The organism is Picosynechococcus sp. PCC 8807, from assembly GCF_001693295.1.
Taxonomy (GTDB): domain Bacteria; phylum Cyanobacteriota; class Cyanobacteriia; order Cyanobacteriales; family MRBY01; genus MRBY01.
Genome location: NZ_CP016483.1, coordinates 56,615 through 71,122, shown reverse-complemented (window position 1 = coordinate 71,122; position 14,508 = coordinate 56,615). Strand labels below are relative to the sequence as shown.

Here is a 14,508-nt window from a genome sequence, read left to right as displayed (position 1 = left end):
AAGATTATTGTTTCGTGCGAATTCTGTCGAGTAAATCGTTAAAGGGTTGCCAATTATTTTCTGTGGTGATCGGTTCCCAAACAGATTCAATCACCGGACGCAGCAAAGCTGTTTTCGGGTTTTGGGAGGTCAGGCGATCACCAATTGGTGCCAACTCAGGTTCAGGGATTTCTTGTAAAGCCCGCTGGTAAAGTCCTTGCCATTGTTCAAAGAGCGGCCCTGACAAATCACTATTTTCCAAAATGGTGCTGGAATGCGATCGCCAAGCGTAATTAAACTGAGCTGCCAACTGATAGAAAAAGTCGTGGTAGCCCGTTTGGGTTTCCTCCAACAGTGCTAGGGTGGCGGCAGACAGATCAGCCCCTAGATCTTCCGGCAAATCTCGCAGCCCCAATTTTTCGAGCATTAACTGGCGATAGGTTTGCTCATATTCGATTTCATAATTCACGAGGCCCGTCGCCAAATCCCGCTTATCCATCACCAGCGCCAGGGGCATTTGCAACATTTCCAAATTCAGGCGGCAGATCATTGGTTGGTTACCATAGCTATAACGACCGCTGTAGTCGAAGTAAGCCGCCGTAAACTTGCGGTCATAGCTGGGAATAAACGCGTAGGGGCCATAATCAAAGCTTTCCCCCGTAATTGCCATATTGTCTGTATTTAATACCCCGTGGCAAAAGCCCGCCGCCATCCACTGGGCTGCTAATCGTGCCACCCGCTTCACCAAATCAGCGTAAAACAGGGCGTAGGCATCCTCATCTCCAGCATACTCGCCGTAGTAATGTTCCACCACATGGTCGAGGAGTTGCTGTAATAAGTCCCGCCGTTGTAGATAATAGAGCCGCTCAAAGGTGCCAAACCGAATATGCGATCGCTGGAACCTGACCATCACCGAAGACCGGGTGGGAGAAGGCTCATCCCCCCGCCAGAGGGATTCCCCCGTTTCGATCAGGCTCAGACAGCGGGATGTATTTACCCCCAGTTGATGCAATGCTTCTGCCGCCAAAACTTCCCGGACGCCACCCTTGAGGGTTAAACGCCCATCACCATTGCGGGAATAGGGGGTTTGACCAGAGCCTTTTGTGCCGAGATCGTAGAGTAAACCATCCTGGGCGCGCACCTGCCCATAGAGAAAACCCCGTCCGTCCCCTAGCTGAGGATTGTACTGACCGAATTGATAGCCGTGGTAACACATGGCCCGCAAGGGATGGGGCGCTTGGAACTGACCGAACGCTTCGAGGAAATCTTGATCGTCTACTTGTTTCGGTTCGAGGCCCAATTTTTCTAAAACGGCGTCATTACGGAACCGTAGCTCATGGTGGGGAAAATCTGCCGCTGTCACTTCATCAGAAAAGCGATCGCCTAGGCTTGCAAAGACCTGTTCATAGGGCAGACAAACGAGGGGATTTTGGGTGAGCTCACTGATGGGGGCCATGGGCGTACAATTAAACCAAAAAGCATTAAGGCATATTATGGCAGATCCGATTATGTACCAAGTGGATGGTTATGTGGTGTTGCGCCATGACCACCCGGAACAATTGATGGAGCCTGACGAGATCCGCACCTTTTTTGAAACGCTCCTCAGTACCCAGCCGGATCTATTGCCCGCCGATTTGGCCAAACTCCCCTCCCAAGCTGAGCAAATTGATCAACTCCTCGCAGATTATTGCGAACTGGAAATCGAGGACGGTTTTTTGCAGTGGTATGCGGTGCGCTTTGAAAAATAGGGCATCCACATCCCCACATCCCTCTAAATCTCCCTTATGAAGGGAGACTTCTTGTTCCCCACCGCTGGAGGGGCTAGGGGAAAGTTCTAATCGGCCCATTGCTGCTGGAGTTGTTGAATGAAGGCAAAGCGTACATCTTCTCCCGTTTCGAGCAAGGTCACGTCGGGATGTTCAGGCGTCAAGAAATCGAGGCCCGTTTCCCGCCCGGAGATGAGAAATTCTGTCGCCGCGACCCGATAAATGCGTTCGGGATCTAAAGGGCGATCGCCAATTTGCCAGGTTTGACTTTCCGGAACAAAGGTCACCCCCGCCGTTTGCAAATATCCCCCCGTGCCGCGATTGACCAAGCCCTGATTGAGAATTCGTTCCAGAGTCACTCCCTCAATCTCAACGGTGGCTAAATTTCCCCCGAAGGGCAAAATCCGAATCACATCATACTGGGACAACGGGCCGGGAGGCAGCACATCATCAACACGGATCGAGCCGCCATTAAAAATGGCTAATTCGGCAGCGGGTGTCGCCGTTAACATCGACTGGGCAATGATGTCCGTTAACGCTGTGGCTTGGTTGCGCACGGAACTTTCCAAACCATCTAGGGCGATTGGACTTTCGGTAATGATTTGCTCTGGTTCAAAACCATCAGCCCGAAACCCATCAAAAGCTAGTTCCTGCCAGTAATTCACGACCTGTTCCGTTTCCGGATCCGAGGCGATCGCCCCGGTAATCGGTTGCAAGTGCGATTGAACTGTAAGCTGCTCCGTTTCTGTGTCGTAGCTGAGATTGTGGAGATAAACCGTGCGAGCATTGGCATCGGCCTTGAAAATCGGCGTAAAATCCACACCACGCCACTGTTGAATATTTTCATGGTCGTGGCCTCCCAGGATCAGGTCAATTTCCGGGATATTTTCAGCGAGGTAATGGTCATCCTGCATCGCCAGGTGAGTGACCGCCACAATAATATCCGTTTGTGTCTCTAATTCTGCGACGAGGGTTTCCATCTGTTCTAGGGGGTCGAGGTAGGTGACGTAATCCACGGGATTGCTCGGAATTACCACCCCCACAAAACCAATCCGCACCGGAGTTCCTGCCTCACCATAAATGGTTTCAATCACGTAGGGAGGCACATTATCCCAGGGTTCCCCCGCCGCCGTCAGGACATTCCCCGAAAACCACTGGAAGTCTGATTCTGCTAAGCGTTGCTTGAACTGGGATTCGCTGATGTCAAATTCGTGGTTACCGAAGGTTGCAAGATCCAAGCCCACTTGGTTCATCACCGCCACAATTTGTTTTCCTGCGAGGCGATCGCCATCAACCACCGCAGTCCCCAAGGCCGACGGACTAAATAAATCCCCAGCTAAAACGGTGAAAGTGTGGGGATTTTCGGCGAGCAGTTCCTTGCGTAGGGTCGCCAACCGCGCCAGCCCCCCCGTTGCCCCACCACCCAGGGGCGTAATTTCATAAACATCATTGAGGTGAAGCAGTTGCAATTCTACTGTTTCGGCCCAGAGAGATAGGGGGGCGATCGCCAAACCGACCATGGCCCCAGACACCAGCACCGTAGAACGAACGACCTTCCCAAAGCAATCAAAAAACATGGGTTATTACCAAATCCATCACTAATCCCTTCATGATGGTTCAGGTCACCGCCGCAAAAGGCGATCGCTCATAAATTGTGATACTTACGCCACTTCCCTTTTGAACCTAAGTGGGGGACACAATTTCTCCTGTTTCGAGATCACGGAAAATCGTATCTGGTTCAGGCGATTCTAGCTCCGGACGAAAAATCGTATTGAGGGCTGTTTCCAAGGTGCGGGACATCACAATTTGGTTGTTATAGACCACAATCACCCGCGCCAAGGTCGGAACGCTATTTTCGGCGGCCTCTAGGTAAAGGGGTTCCACATAAAGGAGGGATTGTTCAATGGGAATCACCAATAAATTGCCCTGTACGGCCCGAGAGCCTTCTCGATCCCAGAGGGAAATTTGCTGAGAAATCACGGGGTCTTGTTGAATTAGCGCTTCAATTTGATCCGGCCCATAGATCAACTTCTGTTTCGGAAACTGGTACAGCAACAGTTTGCCGTAGTTATCACCATCGGCGCGGCCCGCTAACCAGGCAATTAAATTAGGGCGACTGGTGGGGGTATAGGGATGGAGCAGAATAAATTCCTCTGAAGTGGCCGTGGGTAGCCGCATGATCAGATAGTAGGGGGCGATCGCCCGGGCCTCACCCCCATAAACCTCCTGGGGAATTTCCCACTGGTCTTCACGGTTATAAAAAACCTGGGGGTCTTGCATGTGATAGCTCAGGAGGCGTTCGGACTGCACATTAAAGAAATCGGTCGGATAGCGCAGATGTTCTTTTAAGTCATCGGGGAGTTCGGCAAAGGAACGGAATAATTCTGGAAAAACCCTTTCCCAGGTTTGGATCATCGGATCGGCGGCATCGGCGATATAAAAACGCACTGTGCCATTGTAGGCATTGATCACCACCTTGACGGAGTTGCGGATGTAGTTGAAAGGATGTCGCCCCGGATCGGCGTAGGGATAATGGTCACTGGTGGTGTAGGCATCCAAAATCCAATAGAGGTAATTTTTTTCACCGAGGCGGTTGGTCTCACCAATGTCGGCTGACACGAGGTAAGGATCACGATCAAACCGCAAAAATGGGGCGATCGCCCGCACCCGTTGATTAATATTGCGCCGCATCAACAAGCGAGTATCACCGGTGAGATCATTGGATAACAAAATCCGCCAATCCCGGAGATATTGCGCGAAAAACAAACGTTTCAAAGGATTCCCAAAGGCAATGCCCCCCGTCCCGTCGTAGGTGTTGTAGCGGTTATCTTCCCCACTGGGATAGTCCAACTCCTGCACCTTGGTATCGGTCATCACGTAGTTATTGGTCAGCTCACCGTAGTAAATGCGCGGTTGACCAATGGGAATTGCCTCCCGTACCGCTGGGGTTAAGGTAGTCAAATTGCCATTATCTGCCGTCGCCCCGGCCCCAATATCCTGTACATAATATTGGGGTAAGCCAGTCTCCTCAGCCCGGTTGACTGGACTCACCGTAAAACCATAGCCATGGGTATAAATGAGATGCTTGTTCACCCAAGTCTTTGCTTGTTCTGGCACCGCTTCATAATCTAGCTCCCTGGGGGCAATGATCACCTGTTGTTGGCTGGGATTTTGGTCTGGGTTTAGGCGTAGGGTATAGCGATCAATATCAGCATCCGAAAAGCGATAATACAGCCGGATTTGCTGCAATTGGCGGTTAGTTTGCAGGATGGGGCGACTGTCCCATAGGCGGATGTTGTTGATGGTTAGGGGATTGCTGTCAATGTCGGAGGCGGTGAGTTCCCCCTCTGGATTAAACACCCGTGACTCGATGGCATCTAGCCCAAAAGCTCTACGGGTTGAGGCGATGCTGTATTCCAAATAGGGACGCTCCCGGGCTAATTCATTCGGTTGCACGATGAGGCGTTGGGTCCCGGCAGAGAGAATGGCACCGATGGCCATAACGCCGATATACAAAATAATGCCCTTTAACACCTGGGGCTGTTGGCGACGGATAGAAACGGTACGGCGGTGGGGATAGCGCCAGAATTGCCCTAAACACCAAGCGGCGATCGCCAAGGCCAAAACTGTGAGGAGAATTTCCACGTGTTGATCGACGTTGAGATTGGTATAGCTCACCCCATAAACCACCCCAAGCTTGGAGTAGAGTAGCTCATAACGCACTAACCAGTGGCGTCCGGCCACGGCGAGGAAGAGGAGGCCCGTCAAGAGATTGAGATGCCGTAACTGGGCTGGACTAAAGCCCGGAAACTGTCCCTGGGAAAAACTATCCCCAGACAGCAGATAGTACAGGGTCACACTTACCAAACCATAGAGAAATAAACCCTCAAACCAAAAGTCAAGGATTTGCCACAGGGGCAGGGTAAAGACATAAAAGCCGGCATCATGGTTATAAATCGGATCGATTTGACTGAAGGGCACCCCAAACCAACCCTGGAATATCCGCACCCAATTATTCGCCAGGATCGTCCCGAAACAGAGGCTTAAAACCACGGCGATCGCCCGCAAGGAAAACCACCGTCGCCAAAGGATGCCTCCCAAAACCACCGCAGCTAACCCCAAACGCCAGATTTGCTGTTGGGTAAATTGCCACAAACTGCGCAATGATTTGAATGCCAGGGGATCCGGTAAAGCAGGGGTAATTAGCGGCAGGCTCATGTCCCGTTGTCCCATTTCCCAGACCACCGAGCCGTAGTGGAACAAAATCAAGACAATCAACAGGCTAAACCCGGCCATTAACAGCAGTAATCCCCGAAAATTGATCGCCGGTGATTCGGGAATTTTCTTGTGATAGGGGATGGGTTCGAGGAAAAATTTTTGCCACCATTGCAACGGAGGCCGGGGCACATTGGTTTGGCGATTGCCCCCCGACTGATCCGGGATTATTTGCCATTCCTGGCGGTCAACCACCCGGTAATTTATCCAGAGGAACACAAAGGAGCCACAAAAACCAAGACTCCACAGGCCGATGCGTAGGGAAACCTGCTTCAAAAAGACAGAACGATATCCTAGCTCAGCGAACCAAAATTGTTCAACGAGGAAACGGGAGACTAATTCAAATAGACCCCAGCCGGCGGCGATCGCACAGCATAGATAGATAATTAGTGACCATTTTTTATCCATGGTGCCGATTGTATCGACTTGCTGGCCTAAAAATCACGCTCGATCAATAATTCCGGAAAATTGGCCGCCCGCACTTTTGTAAGATGCCTGGGGGAATCGGTTTACCGCTGGCGAGGCGTTGTTGTTGGCCCGGAGGGAGGCAGCGGCGATCCACGTCGTAAAAGTAATAGCCTTGGGAAGTTTGGGAACGGGAGCCATTCAGCAGCAGATCGACAAGAATTTCTTGGATGGTGCGGCGATCGCCCGTTTGGCCCCAAAACAAAGAAAAAAGCTGATTCCGAAAAAAATCATCCCCCTGTAACTGAGTAAAGCGGCTGTCTGGAATGGTTTGATATTGACTACGAATATCGGCCAGGATGCCTTGCCACGTTTGGCGGCCAGGAAGCCCCTGACTAGACCCCGAAGATTGCTGCACGATTGTCGGTTCGGGTTTGCGATCTGGTTTGGCGATCGCCCCAGGGCTGGGAAACAAGCCCGCCGCGACCAAGGCAGAGCCTAGGGTTAACTGAGTGAGCCGTGTGATCCGTTGCCCAAAAAAGCCCATAATTCTCCGCTGATGTTGCCTCAAATTGCTATGGTGTAGAGAGTAGACGAAAATCACCAGGCAAAGTTCCCTGCTTTTGCCATCTTAGTATTTCCATGGTTCCTTCCCAACGTCAAAAAAGCCTCCGTCGCCTCATCGATCGCCTCGGCCTCCCCGATTACCATGGTATGCGCTGGGATTTACTGGATCTGGCCCTCACCCACCCCAGCATTTCCCCCGACAAAAATTATGAACAGTTAGAATTTATCGGCGATGCGGTGGTGCGTCTGGCCGCGTCTGAAGTGCTCTACGCCGAATATCCCGCTGAACCCGTGGGAGAATTTGCCGCCATTCGGTCGATCCTCGTGAGCGATCGCACCCTGGCAGAATTTGCCCACCGCTACAATCTCAAAAAATATTTGTCCTACCACGGCCATTACCACGGTGCTGGGGAAATTTCCCTGTTGGCCGATGCCTTTGAGGCGATGTTGGGGGCTTTATTTCTCACCACCAACGATTTAAGCCTCGTGCACCCTTGGCTCGATGAGCATCTCCGCCACAAAGCCGCTGAGATTAAACAAGATCCAGCCCGGGAAAATTATAAAGATGCCCTACAAACCTGGAGCCAAGGGGAATACCAAAAACTCCCCACCTACCAAGTGACTGAAAATCCGGAATTTCGCCACGAAGAAGAACGATTTTTGGCGGAAGTGAAGCTGGGGGATACTTTGCTTGGGAAAGGGGTTGGTCGTTCTAAAAAAGCCGCTGAACAAGCTGCCGCCCGCATGGCCTTTGAGGCGATCGCCCCCCTCGAAAATTTCACGCCCCAGCCATAGAAAAGCGCCCGGAGATCTGGCCTGAGTTACGATCCCCCGACGCCCTTCTATATTTCCTCACACCCAAACTAAGATTCTTAGACGATTGGCCCAGATTGAGGGTTCCATTTAGCTTTCTTGAATTGCCTCGATGATCGCTTGATTGGCTTCTGGGAACTGGTATTGCCCCAATTCACCGGGATTGACCCACAAAATCTCTGCACATTCAAGGGGTTTGGCCTCTCCAGCCAGGACACTGCACCAATGCACATGGAGTGAAACTTTGAATTTCGGGTAATCATGTTCAATTAAAATAAGGCGATCGCCCACCTCAACCTGGAGATTAATTTCTTCTTGGATTTCCCGCGCAATACAGGCTTCTACTGTTTCTCCTGGTTCGATCTTCCCCCCAGGAAACTCCCACAGGCCCGCCATTTCCCCTTGGTCTAAACGGCGATCAATTAAAATTTTTCCCTGGCGATCGCGAATAACGGCGACACCGATCTGCTTATGGGGCAAAGGCGACATTTTTTTTACTCCGCACACAAGATAAACCCGATCATTATAGGAGATGGCTCCCGCCGCATTTGCCCAGATCAATTGAGGTTTTTGTTGAAATAAACCATTTAGAATTGTCCTTGTGCTTTAGGCACCTCTACCTTTTGTCTTTTTCTAAACTGTGACTTGGATTACAATTAAAACCACAAAAGCCCGTTGGGAAGCTGAGATGATGGGAGAAATTCTCACCGCCCACAGTATCCCCAACCGCGTTTTAGATATTGGACTGGGCATTTATTTTGGGCAAGGAAGCCAAGCTGCCCTCCAGGTGCGATCGCCTGATCAATGGACCGCCTTACTCCTGCTCAGTCCCCCGGAAGATGACCCCTAAACCCTTGTGTTTCGCCCTAACCGCCTATGTCTCTTTTTGATTGGTTTGCCGCAAATCGCCAAAATTCTGAAACCCAGCTCCAGCCCCAACAGGAGCGCGAGATTGCCGATGGCCTCTGGACGAAATGCAAATCCTGCGATGCCCTCACCTACACCAAAGACCTCCGCAACAATCAAATGGTCTGTAAGGAGTGTGGCTTCCATAACCGGGTCGGCAGTCGGGAACGGGTACGCCAATTGATTGACGAAGGCACCTGGACAGAAATTGGTCAAAATGTCGCGCCGACCGACCCCCTCAAATTCCGCGACAAAAAAGCCTATAGCGATCGCCTCAAAGATTACCAAGAAAAAACAAGCCTCACCGATGCTGTAATCACTGGCACAGGACTGATTGACGGTTTGCCCCTTGCTTTAGCAGTGATGGACTTTGGCTTTATGGGCGGCAGCATGGGATCCGTCGTCGGCGAAAAAATTTGTCGCCTCGTAGAACATGGCACCGCCGAAGGTTTACCTGTGGTGGTTGTTTGTGCTTCTGGTGGGGCGAGAATGCAAGAGGGAATGCTCAGTCTGATGCAGATGGCGAAAATCTCTGGTGCCCTCGAACGCCATCGCACCCAAAAATTACTCTACATTCCTGTCCTGACTAATCCCACCACCGGGGGCGTCACCGCTAGCTTTGCGATGTTGGGAGATTTGATTCTTGCCGAACCCAAAGCAACCATCGGTTTTGCTGGACGCCGCGTCATTGAACAAACATTGCGCGAAAAACTTCCTGACGATTTCCAGACGTCTGAATATTTACTCCAACATGGGTTTGTCGATGCGATTGTGCCCCGCACTGAATTGAAAAAAACCCTCGCCCAAATGATTAGTCTCCATCAGCCCTTTCACCCGATTCTGCCAGAGCTACAATTGGCTCCCCACGTGGAAAAAGAAAAGGTCTATGAGCCCATTGCCTCTACTTCGACCAACGACTTTTACAAGTAGATAAAGTAAGTAAAAAACATTGCCGTGATTAGCATAAACAATGGCATCCTTCAGGGATTTTGTTGCTAAATGTACTGTTATTACTGGCATTCATGTTAACTTTGATTAAACATCTCTTTGCATCGACCCAAACAATGACTTGATAGGGCGTCGCGGAGAGACATTTTTCTTTAGGCATCAATTTAGGTTGAGCGGGAGTCGGGATATGGAAAATGTCATGAATCAGACTTGGCAAAAGACAGCTCTCAGCTGGGAATATCACAAGGCAGCCAATCCGCGTTTAGCAGATGTACCCATTCGCGCATTTCCGGCCAGCCTCCATGAATCCGGTGAAACACGGGTCATCCCCCTCGACCTTGCGGTGGAACTGGGGACAAAATACCCCGCCACGACTCCGAATCTTCTCGCTAATTACATTCGGATTAATGCTGGGGAACAGATTCCGGCGATCGCCGCTTCCAGTTCTGAAGTTTTTTATGTGATGCGCGGTGCCGGGCGTACCGAAACTGAATATGGCGTGCTCGAATGGAAAAAAGGTGACTCCTTTACCCTGCCAATGAATGCAGGAGTTACCCACTATGCCGATGAAGATAGTGCGCTCTATTGGGTTCACGACGCACCAATGTTGGCTTATCTTGGCGTTCGGCCCACTGCCCCCCGCTTTGAACCGGCTTTCTACGCTAGCGAATATCTCAACAGCGAAATTGAACGTATCCGGGAAGAAGGCATTCGTCGCAACCTCAACCGTAACGGTGTAATTTTAGGCAACCCCGAAAGTGAAGCCACCCGCACCGCCACCCACACCATGTGGTCTTTGTATAATCTGGTGCCGCCCCATTCTTCTCAAAAGCCCCACCGTCACAATTCCATTGCCTTAGATTTAGCGGTTTCAGCGAAAGAAAATACCTATACTTTGATTGGCAAATCCCTTGATAACGATGGCAATATCATCAACCCAGTGAAAGTAATGTGGCAGCCCAATAGCGTTTTTGTGACGCCGCCGAGCCTTTGGCATTCCCACCACAATGAGTCTGACGAAGATGCCTTTGTCTTTCCGGTACAGGATGCAGGGATGCAAATTTATATGCGTACCTTAGACATTCAATTCGCTAAATAGAAACTACTCGTTACTCGTTATCAATAACCTGTCGCTACTTCAATGCTCTCCTAGGTTAGGAGAGTTTTTTTGTTTCTTCCAAAACGTAAAATGAGTAGGGCTAGAATATCAGTAGTACCAATGCTTGACCCCCTCGATGGGTATATACTTTCCCGCCATGCCCGTGACGTCTTACAAAAAAGCGATCGTAATTGTATTAATCCAGAATGGATACGACGAACCTTAACGGCGCCAGATTATATTGACCGAGACGAGAGGACAAATGCTTGCCGGGCCTGGAAACGCATCCCAGAGTATGGAAATCGTGCTTTAAGGGTCGTTTACAATTCAGAAAAACAACCCCCCGTCATTATTACTGTATTTTTTGACAGGAGCTTTAAGGGATGAACATGATCGAATACGACCCAGAAATGGATGCTGCCTATCTCAAGATTCAGAAAGGGAGTTACGTTGAATCTGAGGAAATCAGTGCGGGAATAATTTTAGATTATGACCAGAATGAAAATGTTATCGCCCTGGAATTGTTAGGGGTCAAGTCGCTTCAACCAAGCCAGTGGCAAAGCTTAGAGTCCCGATTGCCTGTAACTGCCTATGAGCAACTGCAAGTCTTTTTTGCTAATACCAGCCATGTCTAAATAGATTGCGCCAATTTGCATGAAGCTTTTTCAAGATTTCTTTTACCTATTTCTTCAGGATAAATGTCCCCTCTGCGATCGCCCTGGAGAACATATCGTCTGTCGGGACTGCGATCGCCAATTACAAAAAACAAAGCTCATCAATCCTAAACGCCACTGGCAAAACGATCTGCCGCTATTCGTCTGGGGCCAGTATGACGGCAGCCTCAAACGGGCGATCGCCACAATGAAATACGACAATTGCCCTCAACTGGGACGCTGGCTTGGTACCCAATTGGGTTCGCAATGGCGAAAATCCTTTCCAAATCAGCAGAAATTAACCGTTATCCCCATCCCAATGCACCCCGCAAAACAACAGCAACGGGGTTTTAACCAAGCCGAGATTATCGCCCGTCAATTTGCCCAAGTCACCGGATTACGCTACGAAGCCCAGCTTCTCCAACGCCCAAAAGCGACCCAAGCCCTCTTTGAACTGACGGTGGCACAACGACAACGGGAACTGCAACGGGCTTTTTCCCTTAACCCTAAAGTCATATCCCAAGGATTGCGCCAGTCTATTTTGCTGATTGACGACATTTATACCACAGGGACAACGGCCACCGAAGCCCAACAAACCCTTGTGCGTGGGGGCTTAGAAGTTTGCGGCATTGCGGCGATCGCCACCCCTAAAACTGGAAAAACATCTCCCCCCGAAAGCAGTGGAGGAATTTAGCCGGAAATTTCCCTATCAACGGTAGAATATGGTTTGATTATGCAAGCCCGTAATGTTGCTAAAGCTCCATGATTTCAAGTAATGACTTTCGTACTGGTACATCCATCGAATTAGACGGTTCAGTGTGGCGCGTCGTCGAATTTCTCCACGTTAAACCCGGTAAAGGTTCCGCCTTTGTCCGGACAAAACTAAAAAACGCCCAAACGGGTAGCGTCGTTGAAAAAACGTTCCGCGCTGGTGAAACCGTTCCCCAAGCGATCCTCGACAAACGCACGATGCAACATACCTATAAAGAGGGCGAGCAGTTTGTCTTTATGGATATGGAAACCTATGAGGAAGTCCGCCTGACCGAAGCGCAAATTGGCGATCGCGTTAAATACTTGATGGAAGAAATGGAAGTTAATGTCCTCTTCTGGAACAGCCAAGTCATTGACGTTGAACTCCCGAATACCGTTGTCCTCGAAGTCACGGAAACAGATCCTGGTGTGAAAGGCGACACGGCCACAGGGGGAACTAAACCCGCCATCGTTTCCACAGGGGCCCAGGTCAATGTGCCTCTTTTTATCTCGATTGGTGAGCGCATCAAGATCGATACCCGCACCGATACCTATCTCGGTCGCGAATAAAGCCCCAAAGCTTTTTTGGAGATCCGCACTAATCCTGGCTTGGATCTCCCCCCTACCCATGCAGTTGTGAGGAATAACCTGTTCTGTGGCTATTAATTTACAAGAGATCCAAGAACTTCTATCCACCATCGGCCAAACCAATGTCACCGAGTTTGAACTCAAAACCGATGATTTTGAACTCCGGGTGAGCAAAGGTACTGTTGTGGCTGCTCCCCAGACGATGGTGATGCCCGAGGCGATCGCCCAACCAGCGATGTCCACTTCCGTTGTTTCTCAACCGACTGCAACCCCAGAAGCCCCCCAAGCGGAAACCCCGGCTCCCAGTGCGAGCATTGATGATAAGTGGGTCGCCATTACCTCCCCCATGGTGGGAACGTTTTACCGCGCGCCGGCCCCTGGTGAAGATCCCTTCGTTGCCGTCGGTGATCGCGTTGGCAATGGTCAAACCGTTTGCATCATCGAAGCGATGAAATTAATGAATGAGATTGAGGCAGAAGTCAGCGGTGAAGTTGTTAAAATTGCCGTTGAAGACGGTGAACCCATTGAATTTGGTCAGACCCTAATGTGGGTCAACCCAACCTAAGCGTTCCAATAATCAATTGATACAATAGTCTTAAACTATCTATTCCTTTTTCTGAGAAAACCAATGCCTGACGACCATCAGATGCCCCCAGAAGTTCTCCAACAGGTAGCTTCGTACTTTAGTGTTCTGGGAGAACCGATGCGGTTGAGGATTTTAGGTCTTTTACAGGACGGGGAACGCTGCGTCCAGGATTTGGTTCAAGCAACGGATACAAGCCAAGCAAACGTGTCTAAACACCTCAAGGTGATGCTCCAGGCAGGAATTTTACAGCGACGGAGTGAAGGAACTTCTGCCTATTATCGGGTCAGTGATGAGCTGATTTATGACCTGTGTAATTTAGTTTGTAATCGCTTGGCTGAGCGCATTGAAGAACAGGCAAAGAAGTTTCGCAATGCCTCTTTGACTTCCTAGGCGATCGCCTTTGTTGATGCTGTCCAAGGTTAACAAAAGGATTAGGTCACGAAAGTTTACAATTGTTATAACGAAGCAAGAATTTATTCCCTAGCCCACCTACAGATTGCCGATCCTATGACTTCCTATTCCACTTTTTCTGCCAGAGCCGAAATGAGTGAGCTGCGTCGCCTCAAGACGCTGTTGCCCCCTGAGTTGCAAAGTTGGGTGATGGTTGAGGGCACCACAGAAGTCAACCCCCCCCTCATCCGCTGCGAAGAATTAGGCAAAGATGAAGTCGAAATTCAAATTGATTTGGCGAAGTGGGAAAATCTCGCCATTGATCAACGCAACCTCTTGTTTTGGCATGAAGTCGCAAAGATCCAGAACGATACAATTCCCCGGGAAGGCTGGGAAATGGCCGCCCTCGCCATTGGTCTGGGGGGTGCTGTGGGCGAGCTTTGGGTCCAGGATGGTTTGCTCTTGGTTTTGGCGATCGCCCTTTGTGGTTTTTCGGGCTACCGACTATGGCAAAAAAATAGCGGTGAAAAACGGATGACCATCGCCATTGATGCCGACGAACAGGCGATTCGCCTCGCTACTCGGTTTGGTTATACCCTACCCAATGCCTACAAGAGTTTGGGGAGTGCCCTTAAAGCCCTGATTGAGCAAACCCCCAACCGCCGCAAACGCAAGGATTACGAAACACGGCTCCAGTTCTTACGGAAGAGTGCCGCCAAAGCCAAAGCCCAGATGGAAGACCAACAGGTGCGCCGTCCGAAAATGAGCTAATTCCTGTAGTAA

17 protein-coding genes are annotated in these 14,508 nt (G+C 50.3%); 12 read left to right on the top strand and 5 right to left on the bottom strand.

Annotation, left to right across the window (positions count from 1 at the left end; all coding sequences use genetic code 11):
• Window positions 1–4 precede the first annotated feature (4 nt).
• Window positions 5–1,435, bottom strand: coding sequence for a YdiU family protein (locus tag AWQ24_RS00325; protein ID WP_083993457.1), 1,431 nt, complete (start codon window positions 1,433–1,435; stop codon window positions 5–7).
• Between the two features lie 37 nt (window positions 1,436–1,472).
• Between AWQ24_RS00325 and AWQ24_RS00320 the strand changes: the two genes are divergently transcribed.
• Complete coding sequence (locus tag AWQ24_RS00320; RefSeq protein WP_030006780.1) at window positions 1,473–1,727, top strand: chlororespiratory reduction protein 7; 255 nt, start codon at window positions 1,473–1,475, stop codon at window positions 1,725–1,727.
• Window positions 1,728–1,813: 86 nt separating this feature from the next.
• Here AWQ24_RS00320 and AWQ24_RS00315 read toward each other — a convergent pair whose 3' ends face one another.
• From AWQ24_RS00315 to AWQ24_RS00305, 3 genes are all read right to left on the bottom strand, one after another.
• Window positions 1,814–3,322, bottom strand: a complete 1,509-nt coding sequence (locus AWQ24_RS00315; protein WP_232318838.1) for a bifunctional UDP-sugar hydrolase/5'-nucleotidase — start codon at window positions 3,320–3,322, stop codon at window positions 1,814–1,816.
• A 106-nt stretch (window positions 3,323–3,428) separates the two neighbouring features.
• The gene (locus tag AWQ24_RS00310) at window positions 3,429–6,428 is read right to left on the bottom strand and encodes a UPF0182 family protein (protein WP_065715687.1); all 3,000 of its coding nucleotides are present in this window, start codon (window positions 6,426–6,428) and stop codon (window positions 3,429–3,431) included.
• A 43-nt stretch (window positions 6,429–6,471) separates the two neighbouring features.
• Window positions 6,472–6,972, bottom strand: a complete 501-nt coding sequence (locus tag AWQ24_RS00305) for a hypothetical protein (RefSeq protein WP_041443296.1) — start codon at window positions 6,970–6,972, stop codon at window positions 6,472–6,474.
• An 89-nt stretch (window positions 6,973–7,061) separates the two neighbouring features.
• On the opposite strand from AWQ24_RS00305, the gene rnc reads away from it, so the two are divergent.
• Window positions 7,062–7,787 (top strand): ribonuclease III, encoded by a 726-nt coding sequence (gene rnc / locus AWQ24_RS00300; RefSeq protein WP_198161522.1) that lies wholly within the window; start codon window positions 7,062–7,064, stop codon window positions 7,785–7,787.
• Between the two features lie 108 nt (window positions 7,788–7,895).
• Here rnc and mutT read toward each other — a convergent pair whose 3' ends face one another.
• Window positions 7,896–8,294 (bottom strand): 8-oxo-dGTP diphosphatase MutT, encoded by a 399-nt coding sequence (mutT, locus tag AWQ24_RS00295; protein WP_062431591.1) that lies wholly within the window; start codon window positions 8,292–8,294, stop codon window positions 7,896–7,898.
• 151 nt (window positions 8,295–8,445) lie between these two features.
• Here mutT and AWQ24_RS00290 point away from each other — a divergent pair, with 151 nt between their 5' ends.
• From AWQ24_RS00290 to AWQ24_RS00250, 10 genes are all read left to right on the top strand, one after another.
• On the top strand, window positions 8,446–8,655 hold the full coding sequence (locus AWQ24_RS00290) for a hypothetical protein (RefSeq protein WP_012305700.1): 210 nt from the start codon (window positions 8,446–8,448) through the stop codon (window positions 8,653–8,655).
• Between the two features lie 26 nt (window positions 8,656–8,681).
• The gene (accD, locus tag AWQ24_RS00285) at window positions 8,682–9,641 is read left to right on the top strand and encodes an acetyl-CoA carboxylase, carboxyltransferase subunit beta (protein WP_065715685.1); all 960 of its coding nucleotides are present in this window, start codon (window positions 8,682–8,684) and stop codon (window positions 9,639–9,641) included.
• A gap of 217 nt (window positions 9,642–9,858) precedes the next feature.
• Window positions 9,859–10,758, top strand: a complete 900-nt coding sequence (locus AWQ24_RS00280) for a hypothetical protein (RefSeq protein WP_223209900.1) — start codon at window positions 9,859–9,861, stop codon at window positions 10,756–10,758.
• A 90-nt stretch (window positions 10,759–10,848) separates the two neighbouring features.
• Entirely contained in the window at window positions 10,849–11,145 is a 297-nt protein-coding gene (locus tag AWQ24_RS15810; protein WP_315862321.1) for a DUF4258 domain-containing protein, read from the top strand.
• Window positions 11,142–11,393 carry a DUF2283 domain-containing protein gene (locus AWQ24_RS00275; RefSeq protein ID WP_065715684.1) on the top strand — a complete coding sequence of 84 codons (252 nt, stop codon included), beginning with the start codon at window positions 11,142–11,144 and terminating at the stop codon, window positions 11,391–11,393. The genes AWQ24_RS15810 and AWQ24_RS00275 overlap by 4 nt, the downstream gene beginning before the upstream one ends.
• Before the next feature lie 19 nt (window positions 11,394–11,412).
• Window positions 11,413–12,105 (top strand): ComF family protein, encoded by a 693-nt coding sequence (locus tag AWQ24_RS00270; RefSeq protein WP_065715683.1) that lies wholly within the window; start codon window positions 11,413–11,415, stop codon window positions 12,103–12,105.
• 68 nt (window positions 12,106–12,173) lie between these two features.
• Window positions 12,174–12,731 carry an elongation factor P gene (gene efp / locus AWQ24_RS00265; RefSeq protein WP_012305694.1) on the top strand — a complete coding sequence of 186 codons (558 nt, stop codon included), beginning with the start codon at window positions 12,174–12,176 and terminating at the stop codon, window positions 12,729–12,731.
• An 85-nt stretch (window positions 12,732–12,816) separates the two neighbouring features.
• The gene (gene accB, locus AWQ24_RS00260; RefSeq protein WP_065715682.1) at window positions 12,817–13,314 is read left to right on the top strand and encodes an acetyl-CoA carboxylase biotin carboxyl carrier protein; all 498 of its coding nucleotides are present in this window, start codon (window positions 12,817–12,819) and stop codon (window positions 13,312–13,314) included.
• A 63-nt stretch (window positions 13,315–13,377) separates the two neighbouring features.
• The gene (locus AWQ24_RS00255; protein WP_012305692.1) at window positions 13,378–13,725 is read left to right on the top strand and encodes a helix-turn-helix transcriptional regulator; all 348 of its coding nucleotides are present in this window, start codon (window positions 13,378–13,380) and stop codon (window positions 13,723–13,725) included.
• 117 nt (window positions 13,726–13,842) lie between these two features.
• On the top strand, window positions 13,843–14,496 hold the full coding sequence (locus AWQ24_RS00250; protein ID WP_012305691.1) for a DUF3318 domain-containing protein: 654 nt from the start codon (window positions 13,843–13,845) through the stop codon (window positions 14,494–14,496).
• The last annotated feature ends 12 nt before the right edge of the window (window positions 14,497–14,508 follow it).